Annotated in this window: 17 protein-coding genes; 2 read left to right on the top strand and 15 right to left on the bottom strand. The window is 69.4% G+C overall.

All coding sequences use genetic code 11. The features are described from left to right. Positions 1-19: 19 nt before the first annotated feature. The 14 genes from MJQ72_RS29730 to rsmD form a co-directional block, all read right to left on the bottom strand. Positions 20-1,210 carry an MAB_1171c family putative transporter gene (locus MJQ72_RS29730; RefSeq protein ID WP_240594371.1) on the bottom strand — a complete coding sequence of 397 codons (1,191 nt, stop codon included), beginning with the start codon at positions 1,208-1,210 and terminating at the stop codon, positions 20-22. Next, complete coding sequence (locus MJQ72_RS29735; protein WP_240594372.1) at positions 1,207-1,770, bottom strand: hypothetical protein; 564 nt, start codon at positions 1,768-1,770, stop codon at positions 1,207-1,209. Before MJQ72_RS29735 ends, MJQ72_RS29730 begins: the two co-directional genes overlap by 4 nt. Further along, the gene (locus MJQ72_RS29740) at positions 1,771-2,211 is read right to left on the bottom strand and encodes a helix-turn-helix domain-containing protein (protein WP_034323476.1); all 441 of its coding nucleotides are present in this window, start codon (positions 2,209-2,211) and stop codon (positions 1,771-1,773) included. Between the two features lie 67 nt (positions 2,212-2,278). Continuing rightward, positions 2,279-3,139 (bottom strand): bifunctional DNA-formamidopyrimidine glycosylase/DNA-(apurinic or apyrimidinic site) lyase, encoded by an 861-nt coding sequence (gene mutM / locus MJQ72_RS29745; protein WP_240594373.1) that lies wholly within the window; start codon positions 3,137-3,139, stop codon positions 2,279-2,281. Positions 3,140-3,213: 74 nt separating this feature from the next. Then, the gene (locus MJQ72_RS29750; RefSeq protein ID WP_240594374.1) at positions 3,214-4,569 is read right to left on the bottom strand and encodes a polysaccharide lyase 6 family protein; all 1,356 of its coding nucleotides are present in this window, start codon (positions 4,567-4,569) and stop codon (positions 3,214-3,216) included. A 111-nt stretch (positions 4,570-4,680) separates the two neighbouring features. Then, positions 4,681-5,427, bottom strand: a complete 747-nt coding sequence (gene rnc / locus MJQ72_RS29755) for a ribonuclease III (RefSeq protein ID WP_172843579.1) — start codon at positions 5,425-5,427, stop codon at positions 4,681-4,683. A gap of 15 nt (positions 5,428-5,442) precedes the next feature. After that, on the bottom strand, positions 5,443-5,625 hold the full coding sequence (rpmF, locus tag MJQ72_RS29760) for a 50S ribosomal protein L32 (RefSeq protein ID WP_005160412.1): 183 nt from the start codon (positions 5,623-5,625) through the stop codon (positions 5,443-5,445). Positions 5,626-5,697: 72 nt separating this feature from the next. Beyond that, complete coding sequence (locus tag MJQ72_RS29765) at positions 5,698-6,315, bottom strand: DUF177 domain-containing protein (RefSeq protein ID WP_240594375.1); 618 nt, start codon at positions 6,313-6,315, stop codon at positions 5,698-5,700. Between the two features lie 146 nt (positions 6,316-6,461). Continuing rightward, a complete protein-coding gene (locus tag MJQ72_RS29770) occupies positions 6,462-7,187 on the bottom strand; it encodes a DivIVA domain-containing protein (RefSeq protein ID WP_240594376.1) in 726 nt (241 codons plus the stop codon). 119 nt (positions 7,188-7,306) lie between these two features. After that, a complete protein-coding gene (locus MJQ72_RS29775) occupies positions 7,307-8,092 on the bottom strand; it encodes a hypothetical protein (protein ID WP_240594377.1) in 786 nt (261 codons plus the stop codon). Then, positions 8,092-8,607, bottom strand: a complete 516-nt coding sequence (locus MJQ72_RS29780; protein ID WP_240594378.1) for a SigE family RNA polymerase sigma factor — start codon at positions 8,605-8,607, stop codon at positions 8,092-8,094. The genes MJQ72_RS29775 and MJQ72_RS29780 overlap by 1 nt, the downstream gene beginning before the upstream one ends. Positions 8,608-8,674: 67 nt before the next feature. Further along, on the bottom strand, positions 8,675-9,367 hold the full coding sequence (locus MJQ72_RS29785; protein ID WP_240594379.1) for a ribonuclease domain-containing protein: 693 nt from the start codon (positions 9,365-9,367) through the stop codon (positions 8,675-8,677). Between the two features lie 99 nt (positions 9,368-9,466). Then, the gene (gene coaD / locus MJQ72_RS29790; protein ID WP_240594380.1) at positions 9,467-9,949 is read right to left on the bottom strand and encodes a pantetheine-phosphate adenylyltransferase; all 483 of its coding nucleotides are present in this window, start codon (positions 9,947-9,949) and stop codon (positions 9,467-9,469) included. A 53-nt stretch (positions 9,950-10,002) separates the two neighbouring features. Beyond that, the gene (gene rsmD, locus MJQ72_RS29795) at positions 10,003-10,557 is read right to left on the bottom strand and encodes a 16S rRNA (guanine(966)-N(2))-methyltransferase RsmD (protein ID WP_240594381.1); all 555 of its coding nucleotides are present in this window, start codon (positions 10,555-10,557) and stop codon (positions 10,003-10,005) included. A 122-nt stretch (positions 10,558-10,679) separates the two neighbouring features. Here rsmD and MJQ72_RS29800 point away from each other — a divergent pair, with 122 nt between their 5' ends. Continuing rightward, positions 10,680-12,794: an AAA family ATPase gene (locus tag MJQ72_RS29800; protein ID WP_240594382.1), complete on the top strand. Its 2,115-nt coding sequence runs from the start codon at positions 10,680-10,682 to the stop codon at positions 12,792-12,794. Positions 12,795-13,233: 439 nt separating this feature from the next. On the opposite strand, the gene MJQ72_RS29805 is transcribed toward MJQ72_RS29800, so the two are convergent. Continuing rightward, on the bottom strand, positions 13,234-17,028 hold the full coding sequence (locus MJQ72_RS29805; RefSeq protein ID WP_396427012.1) for a hypothetical protein: 3,795 nt from the start codon (positions 17,026-17,028) through the stop codon (positions 13,234-13,236). Positions 17,029-17,213: 185 nt separating this feature from the next. Here MJQ72_RS29805 and MJQ72_RS29810 point away from each other — a divergent pair, with 185 nt between their 5' ends. After that, positions 17,214-18,209, top strand: coding sequence for an LLM class flavin-dependent oxidoreductase (locus MJQ72_RS29810; protein WP_240594383.1), 996 nt, complete (start codon positions 17,214-17,216; stop codon positions 18,207-18,209). The last annotated feature ends 147 nt before the right edge of the window (positions 18,210-18,356 follow it).

The raw sequence follows: 18,356 nt of genomic DNA on the forward strand, positions 1-18,356 counted from the left end.
GTCATACACGAGTTACGGCTCAAAGCACGCGAGTTGCGGATTCGCGCGCCCGGTCGCGGATACGCCCGACCACGGCGGACCGCCGCCAGGCGCGCGTGACCTCCACCAGCCACGCCGCTTCGGTGGCGATGTCGGGCTCGTCGAGGTAGGTCGCCGGAACGTCGTCGGGGGCGTACCGGCGGCCCGCCTCGGCGGCGGCGAGCGCGGCGGCCAAGGCCGCGGCCTCGACCGTCGCGGCGACGCGGGCTTCGGGGATCTTCGCCTTGCGCGCTTCGGCTTCCGCGACCGGCGGGAGGTCCGGATCGAAGTAGGGCCGCAGCGCGAGATGGCCGTCCCGGATCTCGATGACCCTGCGATACAAGGCGAATTCGACGCCGCCCGGCATACCGGGGCCCGGGTCCAGCGCGATTCCCGGGACGGCTTCGCGCAATGCGGCCCACAACGGTTCGATCCGCCGGTAGGTCCGGTACATGCCGATCAGCCGGAACGGGGTGGCCAGCGCGGGCCCCCACACGCTGAGCGTCGCGCCGGCCCCGGCGAGCCCGACGCTCAGCGCCGCCAGGATCGCCGAGAGCGTGTCCTCGCCGGCGTCGACCGCGCCGGTGGTGGCGAGGATGTAGATGTCGTCGACGTCCCAGAAAGTCCAGCCCAGCGCGGAAACCCCGCCACCGACGAGCAGCCACAGCCCCGTGCGAAGCGGGCCGGGGTCGGCATGCCGCGCGAAGCGGGCGAAGACGATCGAGAACGTCAGCAGGCTGATCAGACCGTAGACGAGGAAAAGAACGTTGTACGCGACGAACCAGCCGAGCCCGCCCGGCCCGGCGGCGGTGTGCTCGCCGACGCGGTAACTGCCGGAGAGGAAGAAGAGCGCGATCTCGGCGGCCACGACGGTCCAGGACAGCACCGCGTGCCAGCCGATCCGCCTGTCCTCCCCCAGTTTCAGCGAATGCGCGAACGCGACCGCGAAGGCCATCGCGCCGATCTTGAGCAGATCGGCCGCGAGATTCAGGAGACTGCCGATGGGCTCTTCGACGCCGACGGCGTTCTCCATGGCCGGGGTGAGCAGCATGATGCCGCCCGCGATACACATCCCGAAGCCGCTGAGGAACCACATCCGCCGCCGAGGCTGGGTGTGCCCGGCCTGGATCAGCTTGTAGCCGAAACCCGCGAACGCCACCACGCAACAGAAGTACGCGATGGTCTCGGTCACGGCAGGCGCCGTTTCCGGCTGCCGAAGAGGTCGTCGACCCTCGCCAATCCGCCGGCGAGATCACTTCCGCTCTCGCTGTGCCTGGCCGCGCCGCGTACCGACGTCCGCGCGACGCGTTGCGCGAGGAGGCTGGCGAGCAGTTCGGCCTCCTGCTCCTCGACGGCGCTGTAACTCGTGCGGCCGAGGACCCGGCGGACGAGTTCGGGCGACAGGTTCGGCATGAGGGCCTTGCCGGCGGCGGCGTCGAGCGCGATCCCGGCGGCGCCCGCGTCCGAACCGATGTGGCCGCACAACAGATGGCCGACCTCGTGGAGCAGGATATGCCGCCGGTGCAGGGCGGTGGTGTTGGCCGGATAGAGGATGTAGTCCGCGCGCTCGGTGCTCATCAGCAGCCCGCATGGACCACTGGAGGGGACGCTGACCTGCATCAATTCGATCGGACGGCCGCGTTCGGCGGCCAGTTCGGCGATGAAGGCCCCGGCGTCGAAAGGTTCGGGAAGGGCCACGCCGTCGGCGAGACTTCGGCAGCGGCGCCACAACTCCTTACGACGACGGTCCACTCACGACTCCTTCTTCGGGCCGCCCCGTCCGGATTCCCTGCGGGCGATCGCGTCGATCATGTCGCTGATGGTGTCGAGTCCGTCGGGGGAAAGCGTTACGGCCCGGAGCGCGACGTCGCGGACACCGGCGTCGCGAAGGGCGCCGAGGAGCGCGAGTTCCTCGGCGATCTTGGCGCTCTGCTCGTCGTCGAAGAAGTACGCGGGCGAGACGCCGAAGAACTGGGCGAGCGCCTCGAGGTGGCGTTTCGTCGGGTTGTCGCGGCGACCGGTGCGCAGCTGCCACAGGTACGTCGTCGAAAAGCTCTCGCCGGTGGCCTCACGGCACGCCTTGGCGACCTCTTCGTGGCTGTACGGCTCACGATCGGGTCTGAGCACGATCTGGAACAGCTTGTCGATCTTCTCGGCGAGCGTCGTCTTACCGGGCTCGGTCGCGGCCACCATCCCACTCCCTACCTCTCGTGCCCGTTCATGCTAGTTGACGCGGGCCCCGCGCCGTACACGACAGTTTTCACCTCAAGCGCGGCTTCGGCTGGCAACGCGGGCAGGAGAACGACGAACGGTTCATGAAGGGATCGCGCCGGATGGCCGTCCCGCACCGGCCGCAGGGCAGTCCTTCCTGGCCGTAGGCGTCGAGCGAGCGGTCGAAGTATCCGGACTCGCCGTTGATGTTGACGTAAAGCGCGTCGAACGACGTCCCGCCGACGACCAGCGCCTCCGCCATCACCTCGCTGGCGGCGGTGAGCACGGTGCGGCCGTGGGCCGCGGTGAGTTTGTCGGTCGGGCGGGCCCAGTGGAGCTTGGAGCGCCAGAGCGCCTCGTCGGCGTAGATGTTGCCGATCCCGGAGACGAGCGTCTGGTCGAGCAGGGCGCGTTTGAGCTCGGTCCGCCTCGACCGCAGCGCGCGGACGGCCTGGTCGAGGTCGAACCGCGGATCCATCGGGTCGCGGGCGATATGCGCGATGGTGCCCGGCAACGCCGTCCCGTCGACCTCGGTGAGTTCGGCGAGCGCGAGCCCACCGAAGGTCCGCTGGTCGACGAAGCGCAACTCCGGCCCGTTGTCGGCGAAGCGGAACCGCACGCGAAGGTGCTTCTCGTCTGGCGCGTCCCCGTGCTGGACGAGCATCTGGCCGCTCATGCCGAGATGCGCGAGCATGGCCTGGCCGTCGGAAAGCTCCAGCCACAGGTACTTGCCGCGGCGCCGGGCGGCGGTGATCTTCACGCCGGAAAGCCGTCCGCTGAAGTCCTCGGCGCCGAGTTCGTGGCGGCGGATCGCGCGGGCGTGGAGGACTTCGACCTCGGTGATCGTCCGGCCGGAGACATGCGCCTCGAGCCCGGCACGGACCACCTCGACCTCGGGGAGTTCGGGCATACGGACGATTCTCCCACCGGGCGCCTCGTGAGTGGCGAGGACGGTTCTAACCGTCCTCGCCACGCACGAGGGGGTCAGGGAGCGAGCGGCCCGACATCCGCCTTCGTCAGGGCCTTCCGCGCCCCGCCGGGCAGCAGTTCGTCGGCTCCGACGTCGTACTTCCCGGACCGCGCCTGCAGATCGAAGTCGGTGCCCGCGTACGGATAGGAGCCGACACCCGCGTCGACCGCGGGGCTCCCGGACGACAGGCGGTACAGCCCGTCCTGAACCAGCTTCGGATCGACGGCCCGGTAGCCGGACGGCATCCCCGCGGGCCCGCCCCAGGCGATGTTCCCCTCGTACCTCACGTCCGAACCGCCCGGCATGCTCACGAGCTTTCCGGTCCCCTGCAGGATGTTGTTCGCGAGCACGCAGTCCTTGGGCTTGAAATCGCCGCCGTCGCCGTGAATGCCGTCGGTGGTCCCGACGACGGTGTTGTACGCGACCACGACCCGATCGGGCCGGTCGTGGAGTTTGCTGTCCGGACCGCTGTCCGCCTCGTTGCCCGATCCGAAGACGATCCCGCGGTTCGCCGTGGTGTGCACGTAGTTATTGACGATCTTGTGGTCGTTGCCGTGGAAGCGGATCCCGGACCCGCCCAGCAGGATGTTCCCCTCCACCACGCTGCGATCCCCGTGGCGCAGCACGATGAAGCCGCGGCTGTCGCGGATCGTGTTGTACCGGACGACGTTGTCCGACGACTTCACGGAGATCGCCTCGGAATCCCCGTCGGCCTTCTCGAACAGGTTGTACTCGACGACTCCGCCCGCCGAGTACTTCTGATGGTGACTCAGCCCGAACCGGATCGACTCGCCACCGTTCGACCCGGTGAACTTGTGGTTCGCGAAGTAGTTGTGGTGCACCTTGACCCGCTTCGCCATGTCCTTGGCCGGGCCGAGCACCTGCAGGAAGACCCCTTGCGTGGTGCGGTTCTGCAGGACGTTGTGGTCGAACTCGGTGTCGTCGCCGTTGAGCGTGACCCAGTTGCCGCCGCCGGAGAGCTGGACGTCGAGCCGGGTCAGCCGGTTGTGCGTGCTGCCCACCGGCACGCTCATCGAGCCACCGTGCCGGAGCTTGAAGCCGCGCAGCACGACATGCGAAGCGCCCGAGGAGAACGAGAAACCCGCGGATCCCTTGATCTCGGCCTTGCCGACGTGTTCGGCGGTGATCGTGATCGGCGCGTTCGCCGTTCCCGACCGTTTGATCGCGATGGCCGAGCCCGCCGAATAGCTTCCGTCGGCCAGCCGGATCTCGTCGCCGGGGCTGGCTTTGTCGATCGCGGACTGCAACGCGCCCAACGACGTCACCCGGACGACCTGGGCGGCCGAAGCCGTGGCAGGAACTGTCACCAGCGCCAAGATCGTCGCTGTGACCAGGCAGAAATGACGCATCCGCCGACCTCTCGACAGGCGACCCGGAAGGTCGCGTCAGTGGCGGCGGACTGCGATGAGGTTACTGATTCACCGACTCGTGCGTCAACGAGCCGTCCCGATCAAGGGGACTCAGGTCGTCTTCGGCGGCTGCTCGATGTCGAGCTCGGCCGAAAGCTGGCGCCAGGCCGTCTCGGCGGCCTTCTGCTCGGCTTCCTTCTTGGTCGTTCCCGAGCCGTAGCCGAGTTCACGCCCGCCGACGAGGACGGTGGCGCTGAACTCCTTGCGGTGATCGGGCCCGGTGTCCTCGACCTTGTACTCGGGCACGCCGAGCCCGGCCGACGCCGTCAGCTCCTGGAGGCTGGTCTTCCAGTCCAGGCCGGCGCCACGCAGCGGCGCCTCGGCGAGCAGGCCGTCGAACAGGTGGTGCACGAGCTTGCGCGCGACGTCGATGCCGTGCTGCTGGTACGCGGCGCCGATGACGGCTTCGAGCCCGTCGGCGAGGATGCTCGCCTTGTCCCGGCCGCCGGTGAGCTCTTCGCCCTTGCCCAGCAGCAGGTGCCTGCCCAGCCCGCCTTCGCCGAGACCGCGCGCGACCCTGGCCAGCGCGTGCATGTTGACCACGCTGGCCCGGAGCTTCGCGAGCTGACCTTCGGCCAGTTCGGGATGGGTGTTGTAGAGGTGGTCGGTGACGACCAGGCCCAGCACCGCGTCCCCGAGGAACTCCAGACGCTCGTTCGGCGGCAACCCACCGTTCTCATAGGCATAAGAACGGTGGGTCAGCGACAGCGTCAGCAGCTCGGGCTCGATCGTGATCCCGAGTGCTTCGAGCAGTGGTGCGGGGTCCGCGGGTGGTCCACCGGCCGACTTGCCCCCCATGTCGTCAGCTGCCGATCAGGCGGGCTCGACGACCTGGCGACCGTTGTGCTGGCCGCAGGCCGGGCACGCGATGTGCTGGAGCTTCGGCTGCTTGCAGGCGCGGTTGGAGCAGGGCACCAGCTGAACCGGAGCCGCCTTCCACTGGCTGCGGCGCGCGCGGGTGTTGGATCGCGACATCTTCCGCTTCGGGACGGCCACGAGTAGATCTCCTTCAGACGGTCTGCCCGCGGTCGCGAGCGAACTTGCTTCTCCGGATCGAGCTGGTGCTCGTCAGGCTTGCTTTCCGGGGCCATCGGCCTGGTCATCGCCCGTTTCGTCGCCGAAACGATCGACCAGCGCGGCCCACCGAGGGTCTATCTTCTCATGCCCGTGCCCGGGCTCGAGATCGGCCCACTTGACACCGCATTCGGTGCACAGTCCCCGGCAGTCCTCGGTGCACAGCGGGGCCAGCGGGAGCGCCAGCACCACCGCGTCGCGGACCGTCGGCTCGAGATCGATCCGGTCGTCCACCAGGCGGGGGATCTCGTCCTCGTCGGTGGTCTCCTCGGTCGCGGAGCCGGGGTAGGCGAAGAGCTCGGTCAGGTCGACCTCGACGTCCTCGGTGATCGGGTCGAGGCACCGCGAGCAGTGCCCCGTCGCGACGGCGGACGCCGTCCCGCTGACGAGCACACCCTCGACGACGGATTCGAGCATCAGGTCGAGTTCGAGGCTGGAGCCGGCGTCGATGGTGATGACGTCGGGCACACCGAGCGCGTTCTCGACGGGGATCGAGCGTTGGACGGCCTTGCTCAGGCCGGCGTGACGGCCGAGCTCGCGGGTGTCGAGCACCCACGGGTTCCGGTCGTCCAGCTGCGCAGGCCTGGCCTGCGGCGACTTGTTCTCAGACATCGGTCACCAGGGTACGCAGGTACCGCCACTCACTTTCGGGCGGCCGGAACCGGGCCGGTCCGTGAAGGCCTCCTTACCTACCCTGAAGGTAGTGAAGGAGGCCCTCACTACCTTCAGGGCCGGATGAACCAGCAGCCCTGGGGCGATCAGCTCTGGTAGTCGTACAGCGAAGTCCGGCTGTTGCCCGGCAGGTTGACCGGCGACCGCAGGTGGTTGCGCCCGGAGTCGACCGTCCGCAGCGTGGTCGCCAGCAGCTCGGAGAACTCGGCCAGCTTCCCGTCGACGTAGGCGTCGCAGTCGCCGCGCTGCTTGTCGGCCTCGACGTGCGCCTCGTCGACGATGCGCGCCGCCTCGCCGTGCGCGGCCTGGACGACCTCGGTCTGGGCGACGAGCCGGGCCTGTTCGGCGCGGCCGTCCTCGATGGCGCGCTCGTAGGCGTCGCGGCCGGCCTGGATCATCCGCTCCGACTCGGCACGCGAGCGGTCGGTGAGGTTCTGGAACTCCGCCTGCCCGGCGGCGACCATGCGCTCGGCCTCGCTGTGCGCGTCGCTCATCATCTGCTCGGCGCGGGCCCGGGCGTCGGCGAGGATGCGCTCGGCCTCGGCCTGCGCGTCGGCGACCGTGCGGTCGGCCTCGGTGTTCGCCGTGGTGATCGTCTCCGCCGCCTCGGTGCGGGCGGTCTGGATCAGCTGATCACGCTTGTCCAGGACGTCCTGCGCGTCGTCGACCTCGCCCGGCAGGGCGTCACGGATGTCGTCGAGCAGCTCCAGGGTGTCCCCGCGCGGGACGACGCAACTGGAGGTCATCGGCACGCCGCGGGCTTCCTCCACGATGGTGACGAGCTCGTCGAGCGCCTCGAAAACCCGGTACACGGCCACTCCCTACCTACAGCGATCCCCACATTCCCTGAGTTCAGTTTGCCCTCATCACCGCCGTAAGGGGTGAAAGCGCGCGGTACCGGGCGTGTCCCCGCCGGTACCGCGCGCCATGATCACCGAAGGGTCAGCTCCGGATCCAGGACGAGCGCCAGCAATTGCTGGTCGGTGAGCGACGGCCCGCCGCGGCCGTTCAGCGCGCCGAGGTCCGTCACGGTGACCGCGGTGCCGTCGGCCAGGAACGCGATCGCGTCGCGCCCGGAGACCGATTCGACGGTCGTCCCCTTCAGATTCGCTCCGGGGTCGCCCTTCTCGTTGATCACGACCCGAGCCCCGCCCGGCCGGGGCAGCACCTCGCACCGCAGGGGTTTCCCGTCCGGCAACGTGACCTTGACCTCGGGGCAGGCGGCCCGATCGGAATATCCGTTCCTGGTGGAGACCACCCCGGTGAGCGTCACGTTGAACCCTCGTTCGGTTTTCGAGGCGTCCCGATAGCGCACGCTCGCGGTCATCAGGTCCCACTCGTCCGGGTAGGACTGCTCGAACCCGCCGAACGTGAGCTCGGTCGCGCCGGGCAGGAGGGCCGTGACCGCCTTCTTCAGATGCTCCAAGTTGCGGACCTTCTGCGGCGTCAGGTCCATGCGCGGTGTGTTCCCGTCCGGTCGTATCTGGGGCGGGAGCGCGGAGGTGGTGGCGGCGGGCGAGACCGGCGCCGTCCCTCCCCACGGTGCCACGAACACCACCGCGGCCGCGATCACCGCCAGTGTCGCGATGCCCGTGGCGACGACCCCTCGCCGGTTTCGCGCCTTCTTCGCCGCCGTCGCGGCGACCTCGTCCGGGTCGAAGCCGAGCGGGGGCTCGGCCAAGGTGATCCCGCGCAGCCTGTTCTCGAGTTCGTCCATCACGCGCTCCTCCCGGAGACAGCCTCGTCGTGCTGTCTCTGCAGGGCCGCGCGGAGGACGCCGAGTCCTCGCGCGGCCTGGCTCCTGACCGTCCCTTCCGAACAGCGCAGCGCGACGGCGACCTCCGCGACCGGGAGATCGGCGCAGTAGCGCAGCACGACGGCGGCGCGCTGTTTCGGAGGAACTTCGGCGAGGGCGCGAAGCAGCGAATCCGAGATGCCGGCGGGAGCCGGAGCAGCGGGCTCTTCGGGGACGACGCCGTCGCGGTTCTCTCTGCTCCGCCATGGTCGTCGCCGCTCGTCGAGCCAGCAGCGCATCAGGATCTGCCTCGTGTAGTTGTCGACGGGCCCTTTCCGGCGGACCTTCGGCCAGACCCGGTAGAGCTTGATGAGCGCGGTTTGGACCAGATCCTCCGCGAGATGCCAGTCGCCGCAGAGCAGGTACGCCGTCCGCCTGAGCGGTAGCGCCTTGTCCCTGGCGAACTCCCTGAAGCTCGCATCGTCCCCAGACCGCATCGTGCCTCCTCGTCCGTGTTCCGGTGTATCTCACGGACGGGGAGGCACGAAATGTTGCACGGGCGGGTCAGCCGGCGAGGTTCACCAGCTTGAAGGTGACGTAGCGGTCCGGCGTGTAGACGATCTCGCCGCCCTTGCCGGAGATCACGCGGTCGCTCGTGCCCACCGGGAACAGCTGGTAGTAGCCGGCGGCGCACGACGGCAGCACACCTTCGCGGTTCTCGTAGACCGTGCCGGTCGCGCCGCCGCGAGCCTTGTCCACCACGGACTTCGCCGCGGACGACAGGGTCGAGTAGCCGATCTTCGTCAGCTTCGAGGTGTCGCCGCAGGACGGCGCGGGCGTGCCGTCGACGTCGATCACGGAGAAGGTCTTGTAGTGGTCGGCGGTGTAGAAGTGCTCGCCGGCGTTACCGGTCACGATGCGGCGCGCACCGCGATCGGGCGAGCCCGGCGTCGGGACCGTGTACTCGCGGTAGTAGCCCGACGCGCACTTCGGGAGGATGTTCTCCCGGTTCGAGAAGACCGTGCCGTCCTTGTCCGGGTACGGGAACGGGCCACCCTTCTGGATGAGGTTGTAGGTCGTCGTCGCCTCGGCGGGCAGCGACGACAGCGACACGTGCTTGAACCCGGTGAGATCCCCGCACGGGTTCTGCTGGACGGAGACGGGAGCGGCCGTGGCCTGCGCGGCGCTCAGCCCACTGAAAAGAGTGACAAGCAGAACGAGCAGCGCGGCGGCGATCCGCGATCGTTTGTTGGTCATTTTCGGACCGTAACCCGATCATGTATTCACCAGAAGGCGTCGAGATGAACTCTTCATCGCCGCCCACCAGCGCCCGACCAACGGCTTCGGCCGTTCGGGTCAACCTCGTTCGGAGTACTTCTCCGAGAGGCGTTTGAACACTATCGGCGGCACCAGGTGCTCGATGTCGCCACCGAGCGCGGTGACCTCCTTGACCAGCGAGCTCGACACGAAGCCGTACGCCGGGTTGTTCGCCATCAGCAGGGTTTCGAGCCCGGTCAGCTCGCGGTTCATCTGCGCCATCTGCAGCTCGTAGTCGAAGTCGCTGACCGACCGCAGGCCCTTCGCGACCGCGATGATGTCGTTCTCGCGGCAGTAGTCGACCAGGAGTCCCTGCCAGGAATCGACGCGCACGTTCGGCAGCTTCGCGGTGATCTCGCGCAGCATGTCCATCCGCTCTTCGGTGGTGAACAGGCCTTTCTTGCTCTTGTTCACCCCCACCGCGACGACGACCTCGTCGAACAGCTTCGACGCCCGCTCGATGATGTCGAGATGTCCATTGGTGGCCGGGTCGTAGGACCCGGGACAGACCGCACGCCGCATGGCGCGGACGCTACCAAGGGCGGCGCCCCCCTGCGCGTTCTGCGCGTTCTGCGTCACACCTGATATTCGGCCCAGTAGAGCGCGGTGTCGCCGTAGCGCTTCGTCCGCATCGGCTCGAAGCCCACCGGCCAGTCCGGTTCGCCGTCCCGCGCGGCCCGCTCGATGACCACCAGCGCCCCGTCCGTGATCCACCGGTTCGCCGCGAGCGCGGCCATGACCTCCCCCAGGCGGGTGGAATCCACAGCGTAGGGCGGGTCGGCGAGGACGATGTCGAAGGTTTCCGGTGCCGGAGCGGCCACGACGGACTCGACGGCCCCGGCCCGGACCGTGCCGCCGAGCCCCAGGGCGGCGACGTTCCCCTTGAGCACGTCGACCGCGCGCCGGTCCGATTCGACGAACAGCGCGCCCGACGCGCCGCGGGACAACGCCTCCAGCCCGAGCGCGCCCGAACCGGCGTAAAGGTCGAGGACCTGGGCCCCTTGCAGCTCGCCGGCGACCTCCAGCGCGTTGAACAGCGCCTCGCGTACGCGTTCCGAGGTGGGCCTCGTGCCTTTCGGCGGGACCTTCAGCCGCCTGCCGCCCGCGGTCCCCGCCACGATCCTGGTCATTGGAGCATCGTGCCTCAACGCCTTCCACCGTGACGTTGGCCGGGACTTGGTGAAGCCTCCGCCCAGCTCGCGTAGAGTCGTCCTTCGCCCTCGGAGGCGATAGAAGCGTTTAGGAGCGTTGCGTGTCCGAACCTCGGGTCAGACGGGCCGAGATCGCCATCGAGCAAGCCCATGTGGACACCGTCTACACCCGGCTCGCCGAACTGCGAGCCCAGGCTGAGGCCATGCGTACCAAGGGCTACGAGATCGGCCATGGCGCCGGGCGGGAAGCCATCTTCGAGCAGGCGTCCATGCTGTTCGAACGGGACATGATGGTGTATCACGCCAATCAGACCCTCCAGACCCTCGACGCGGAATACGAGGGCCTGGTCTTCGGCAGGCTCGACCACCTCGACAACGACCACATCTACGTCGGCCGTCTCGGCATCCGCGACGCCGAGTTCGACAACCTCGTCACCGACTGGCGCGCGCCCGCGGCCGCGGCGTTCTACCAGGCGACGGCCGAGGAGCCGATGGACGTCGTCCGGCGCCGGGTGATCCGGTGCTCGGGCCAGAACGTGCTCGACGTCGACGACGACGTCCTGATCGCCGACGCGGTCCCCGACGGCATGCAGATCGTCGGCGAAGGCGCGCTGATGGCCGCGCTCGGCCGGTCGCGCGGCGAGAAGATGCGGGACATCGTCGCCACCATCCAGAAGGAACAGGACGAGGTCATCCGCGCGCCGTGGCGCGGGGTCACCGAGATCACCGGCGGCCCCGGCACCGGCAAGACCGCGGTCGCGCTGCACCGTGCGGCGTACCTGCTCTACCGCCACCGCCGCCAGCTCGGCGGCGCGGGCGTGCTGGTGATCGGCCCGTCCGGCGTGTTCACCAGCTACATCTCGCGGGTGCTGCCGTCGATGGGTGAGACGAACGTCGAACTGCGCGCGCTCGGCGAGGTCCTCGACGGCCTCGAAGCCACCCGGCAGGACCCGGCTCCCCTGGCGGCGATCAAGGGATCGCTGCGGATGCGCAAGATCCTGCTGCGCGCGCTGCGGGACACGCCGGAAGACGCGCCCGAGGACATGAAGATCGTCTACCGCGGCGAGGTGCTGCGGCTCAACGCGCGCGAGCTCGACAAGGTGCGCCGCAAGGTGCACACCGCGGGCGGGCCGCCGAACCGGTCGCGGATACGCGCCGCCGAACTGCTGCTCGACGCGCTCGCCGCGAAGGCCGAGCAGCACGCGAAGGACGACGGCCGTCAGATCGACAAGGCCGAGCTGATCACCGAGCTCGGCGAGCGCATCGAGTTCCACCGGTTCCTCGTGGTCTGGTGGCCGATCCTGTACCCGGCGCAGATCCTGCGCTGGCTCGGCACCGAGAAGCGGCTCGCCTCCGCGGCGAAGGGCCTGCTCAACCGCAACGAGATCAGCATGCTCGCGGCCGACTTCGCCGACCGCTCGCGCGGCTGGACCATCGCGGACGTCGCGCTCCTCGACGAGCTTCGCGTCCTCATCGGCACGCCGCCCAAGAGCCGCCGGGCCCGCCAGAACGTCGAGGTCAACCCGGAGCGCGGCGGCGCCCCGACCCGGCCCGAGCACTACGACGAGTACTCGCACGTGGTCGTCGACGAGTCGCAGGACCTCTCGCCGATGCAGTGGCGGATGGTCGGACGGCGCGGCAAGTACGCGAGCTGGACCGTGGTCGGCGACCCGGTGCAGAGTTCGTGGCCGGATCCGGCCGAGGCCGCGATGGCGCGGGACCAGGCGTTCGGGCTCAAGACGACCCGCCGCCGGTTCACCCTGCGCACCAACTACCGGAACTCGGCGGAGATCTTCGACCTGGCCGCGAAGGTCGTCGCCGGGCACGCGGAGGCCGACGAGCTTCCGCGCGCGGTGCGGCAGACCGGCGTCACGCCGGAGGTCCGGCCCGTCGAGGCGTCCGGCCTGGAGGCGGCGACGCAGGCCGCGGTGAAGGAGCTGATGGGCGCCGTCGAAGGCACCGTCGGCGTGATCACCGCCATGGACCGGGTGCCCGAGGTCGAGGGCTGGCTCGCGGAGCTTTCCGACGAGCGGCTCAAGGTCGTCGGCAGCCTCGATTCCAAGGGTCTCGAGTACGACGCCGTCGTGCTGGTGGAGCCGAACGACCTCATCACCGAGTCGACCACCGGCCGCCGGGTGCTGTACGTCGCGCTGACCCGCGCGACCCAGCAGCTGACCGTCCTGGCGTCCAACCCGGACTGGATCCCGGCTGCCTGATCACGCGTGTCGTCCATCCGATCACGGGTGTCGTCCGCCTGATCACGCGAGTTCGCCGTTCAATCACGCGAGTTACGGGCCCAGTCACGCGAGTCGCGCGTTCAAGCACGCGAGTTCGGCCTTCGAGCACGCGGGTTCGCCGTGCCTCGACGGACGACACGCGTGATCGAACGGACGACACACGTGCTTGAGGACGCGACACGCGTGCCTGGACGCGCGACTCGCGTGCTTGGGGGCGTAACTCGCGTGATCGGGGGCGAAAAAGCTGAAGGGCTCCTTCAGGACACTGGTGAATGCCCTGAAGGAGCCCTTCAGACCCCCGGTGAGTGAACGATGTGGGGACGCATCGCACGTCCAGGGGTATTTCTAGCGCCTCTTCGTTGTTCGGTGTCACGGCGATTCCACCGAACAACAACGCCGAACAACGAATCGGCCGTGGTCACGGGCACGGAGGCGCGTAATCGAGCCCCGGCAGGTGTTGTTCCCACTCGTCCGCCGTGATCCGCGGGTACACCGTCGCGCAGATGCGTTCGGCCGCCCGCTCGGGGCTGGTCTCCCACAACCGCACGCTGCCGTCCGCGACCGAACCCGCGAGCGTATGCCCATCGGGGGCGAACGCCACGGCGTTGACCCGGTCGACGTCGTCGGTCAGGTTCGCCGATGCGCGGACGGATCCCGGATCGGAGACATCCCATAGTCGCACGGACCGGTCGTAGCTGCCGGTCGAGAAGGTCTTCCGGTCGCCGCTGAACGCGACCGAGATGACGTTGTCGGTGTGCCCCGCCAGCAACGCGGCCTCCCGCGGTGCCGCCGGATCCGTCACGTCCCAGAGCCGGGCCGTGCGGTCGGCGCTCCCGGTGGCGGCGAGTTTCCCGTCGGGGCTGTAGGCCACCGAGAACACCGTGTCGGAGTGTCCTTTCAAGACCGAAAGCTGCTTCGGCGCCTTCGGGATGGAGACGTCCCACAGCCGGGCGGTGTGGTCCCAGCCTCCGCTGAGCAGGGTGCGGCCGTCCGGGCTGAACGTGATCGAATGGACGTCGTCCTCATGCCCGGCCAGCGTCGCGAGCTCGACGGGCCGCCGGATGTCGGCGACGTCCCACAGCTTCATCGTGTGCCCGGAACCCGCGGTCGCGAGCGTCCGGCCGTCCGGGCTGAACGCGACGGGATCGATCTCGTCCGACGGCCGGTAGAAGACGCCCACGTCGACCGGCTTGCGCGGATCGGTGACGTCGATCAGCCGCATGGTGTGATCCCAGGAGCCGGCGGCGAGCGCCCGGCCGTCCGGGCTGAACGCGAGACCACAGACGCCTTGGCCGAAACCGGCGACCTTGCCCACCTCCCGCGGGTTGCGGGTGTCGGAGACGTCGACCAGGCGCACCACGCCGTCCTGGCTGCCGGTGGCCAGCAGTTTCCCGTCGGCGCTGAACACCGCCCGGCAGGCCGACCTCGCCGGACCGCTGATCGCGGGCCCCGGCAGATCCCACATCCGCACCGTCTGGTCGTCGCTCGCGGTCACCAGCGTGCGGCCGTCCGGGGAGAACACCGCCCAGACCACGGCCGCGGTGTGCCCGACGAGCGCCGGCTTCTGGCGCGGCTTCGCCGGATCGGTGACCTCCCACAGCCGCGCGGCACGGTCGAAACCGGTCGTGGCCAGTGTCGTCCCGTCGGGACTGAACGCCACGGACCGCACGATGGACTTGTGCGCGTCGATCGTCCCCAGCGGTGACGGCGCACTGGGGTCGGCGACGTTCCACAGGCGCGCGGTCTGGTCGATGCTCGCGGTGGCGAGCGTCCGGCCGTCCGGGCTGAACGCCGCGGAGTGGACCCCGGCGGTGTGCCCGTTCACGACTCCGAGCGGTTTGGCCGTGACCGGGTCGGCCACGTCCCAGAGCCGCGCGGTCTTGTCCGCGCCGGTCGAGACGAGTGTCCGCCCGTCGGGGGCGTAGGCGAGGCCGTTGACGTTGCCGGTGTGCCCGGTCAACGTGGCCGCCAGCACCGGTTTCGCTAGGTCACGGACGTCGAACAGGCGCACCGTGCCCTCGCCGTCCGCGGTGGCGAGCACCGCCGCCTTCGGGCTGAACGCCACCGCGTTGACCCGGCCCGGATGCTCCCCGACCAGCACTCCCTGCCCGGGTTTCGCCGGGTCGGCGACGTTCCACAGCCGCGCGGTCTTGTCCCAGCCCGCCGTCGCGACCGCGCCGCCGTCGGCGCTGAAGGACACCGAGTTGACGTTGCCGGTGTGCCCGGTCAGCGTGGCCAGCTCGCTCGGGCGATGGGGATCCTTGATGTCCCACAGCTTGGCCGTCTGGTCCCAGCTGCCGGTCACCATCACCTGGCCGTCGCCGCGCAGCGCGGTCGCGTTGACGCGATGGCCGTGCCCTCGGACACGGGTCGAGTACGGCGACTCGAACATCGCGAGCACACTGCCGCGGGTGTCCACACTCGGATCGACGCGGTACGCCGCCAGCGCGAGCTGCGCGGCCAGCGCCGGGTTCGTCATCCGCATCTCGATGGCCTGTCCGGCGACCTTCTGCGCGAGCGCGCTGTTGCGCTGGGCGGTCGCGGTCTGCTCGGCCCGGACGGCGTACACCATCGCTGCCGTCGCCAGCACCAGCAGGACCGCCAGGAGCGCGACCAGCTGGCGCAGCCGCCGGGTGCGGCGCCGCGCGACGGCCTGCTCCTGGTTCTCGATCGCCACGCTCGCCTCGAGGAACCGGCGTTCACGCTGGGAAAGCGCGCTCTCGTGCTCCCCCGCCCAGTCCCTGGCGATGGACAGCCGCGCGCCGCGGTAGAGCCAGCCGTCGTCACGGCCGACCGATTCCCAAGCGTCGGTCGCTTCGGTGAGCTGGCGGTGCACGCGCAGGCCCTCGCGATCCTCGGCGAGCCATTCGCGCAGGCGCGGCCAGCCCCGGATCAACGCCTCGTGCGCGATCTCGATGCCGTTGTCGTCGAGGGTGACCAGCCGCGAAGACGCCAGCCTGTCCAGCACGACGGCGACGTCCGGGTCGTCGGCATCCACCTCTTCGCGGGTGATGCGGCGCTTGGTGTCTTCGGTGCCTTCGCCGAGCGCGGTCATCCGCAGGAAGATCTGGTTCGCCAGCCGCTGCTGGTGTTCGCTCAGCGAGGTGAAGGTGTGCTCGGAGGTCTGCGCGACCGACCGTTCGATCCCGCCGGTGGACTCGTAGCCGGTGAGGGTGAGGGTGTTGCCGTGGCGGCGGCGCCAGGTCTCCAGCAGCGCGTGCGAAAGCAGCGGCAGCACGCCGGGCTGGCCGGTCGCGTCGGCGACGAGCCGCGAGACCAGCGCGTTCTCGACGCGGTACCCGGCGTCGATCGCCGGTCGCGAGATGGCCTGCCGCAGCTCCTCGGTGCTCATCGGGCCGACGAGGATCTGCGCGTCCTGCATGGCCTCGACCAGCTCGGGATGCCGCGCACAATGCGTGTAGAAGTCGGTGCGGATACCGAGGACGACCCTCGTCCGGCTCTCCGGTTCGGTCGTCGCGGTGACCAGCGCCGACAGGAAGGCTGCGCGCTCGTCGACGTCCTGGCAGAGCGTGAAGACCTCTTCGAACTGGTCGACGACCAGCACGACGTCACCCTCGCGGTCGGCGACCAGCTGACGGGCGGCCAGGCCGAGGTTGCGCGGATGTTCGGTGAGTTCGGTGAGCAGCCCGCCCGGCGCGAGCCCGAGCGCGGCGCCGAACTGGACGGCGCACTCCTGCAGCGGCCGCGACCCCGGGGTCATCAGCATGGTCACGGAGCCTTCGGCGAGCGCGGGGAGCAGGCCCGCCCGGAGCAACGACGACTTACCCGAACCGGAAGCCCCCAGAACCGCCAAGAATCGTTGATCCGAAAGCCTCGTGACGAGTTTTCCGACAAGTCGTTCGCGACCGAAGAATCGGCCCGCGTCATCCGGCCCGAATGCGGCCAGACCGATATAAGGGACCGATTCCCCATTCAGCGGGGCAACCGGTGAATCATCGACTCCGCCGCGCGTCCGCTCGGTCACGTCGTGCCATCGGGCCGTCCACTCCTCCTCGGGGCCGTCGCACGCCCGGACGTACGCCAAAGTCACCGCCAAGCTGGGCATCTTCTTCCCACCGGCGGCTTCGGAGAGGGTGCCCGCGGAGTAGTGGGCGCGCCTGCCCAGCTCGCGGTACGTCGGGTTCCCGGCCTTCTCCCGCAGACGCCGGAGATCGGCGGCGAACCCCAGCAACGGATCGTCGCCGGGGTCCAAAGGTCGTTCCGGACGCGGCACCCTCAATCCTTTCTTTTCAGTGGTTTTCCCACCCTCGCATTCGGGGGCAACCGTACCGTGGAAACGGGGGAACCCCACCGAGTACCGGGTACATCGGGACGGTTAATTTCGATCGATTGACAGACGCGGGAAGGGATCGGGGTCCCGCCGCGTTGTACCGGGGCGTGACCTCTTTGCCTGACATCCCGCTGTCCGTGCTCGACCTCTCGCCCGTCGTGGCCGGAGGCGGTGTCGCGGATTCGCTGCGCAACACGCTCGACCTCGCCCGCCGGACCGAAGCCCTCGGCTATCACCGGTACTGGCTCGCCGAGCACCACAACATGCCCGGTATCGCGAGCTCCGCGACCGCCGTGATGATCGGCCAGGTCGCGGCCGCCACCGAACGCATCCGGGTCGGCTCCGGCGGGGTCATGCTGCCGAACCACGCGCCGCTGGTGGTGGCCGAGCAGTTCGGCACCCTGGAGGCGTTCCACCCCGGCCGGATCGACCTCGGCATCGGGCGCGCGCCGGGCACCGACCAGCGGACCGCGCTCGCGCTGCGCGGCCCCGGCGGGCTCAGCGCGGAGAACTTCCCGCAGCAGTTCGCGGAACTGCTCGCCTACTTCGAGCACTCCGACCAGCGCGCCGTCAACGCCGTGACCGCCGAGGGCAACAAGCCGCCGGTGTGGCTGCTCGGATCGAGCGGCTTCAGCGCGCGCATGGCGGGCGAACTGGGCCTGCCGTTCTCGTTCGCGCACCACTTCAGCGCCGAGAACACGCTGCCCGCCGTGGCGCTCTACCGCGACGCGTTCAAACCGTCGGACGTCCTCGACGAGCCGTACGTGATGCTCGGCGTCTCCGTGGTCGCCGCCGAAACCGACGAACGCGCCCAGTACCTCGCCGCCCCCAGCGGGCTGACGTTCCTCAGCCTGCGCAAGGGCCGCCCCATCCCGCTGCCGACGCCGGAGGACGCCGCGGCGTACCCGTACACCGACATCGAGCGCGTGTTCATCGAGGACCGGGCTTCGAGCAGCATCATCGGCTCGCCTGAGACGGTCCACAAGGGACTGGAGACCTTGCTCGCGGACACGGGCGCCGACGAGCTGATGATCACGACCATGGTGCACGACCAGGCGGATCGGGTGCGGTCGTACGAACTGGTCGCCGAACTGACGCGCTGACGCCCGCCCTGACGCAGGTCGGCGGCAGGTTCGTGAAGGCCTCCTTGAGGGACTCTGGGTCCCTCAAGGAGGCCTTCACGGACTTTCGGCTCATCCGGCAGACCGGAAGTACATGAAGGTCCGGCGCCACGAATGGACCAACGCCCC

This window comes from Amycolatopsis sp. EV170708-02-1, assembly GCF_022479115.1.
In the GTDB taxonomy this organism is placed as follows: domain Bacteria; phylum Actinomycetota; class Actinomycetes; order Mycobacteriales; family Pseudonocardiaceae; genus Amycolatopsis.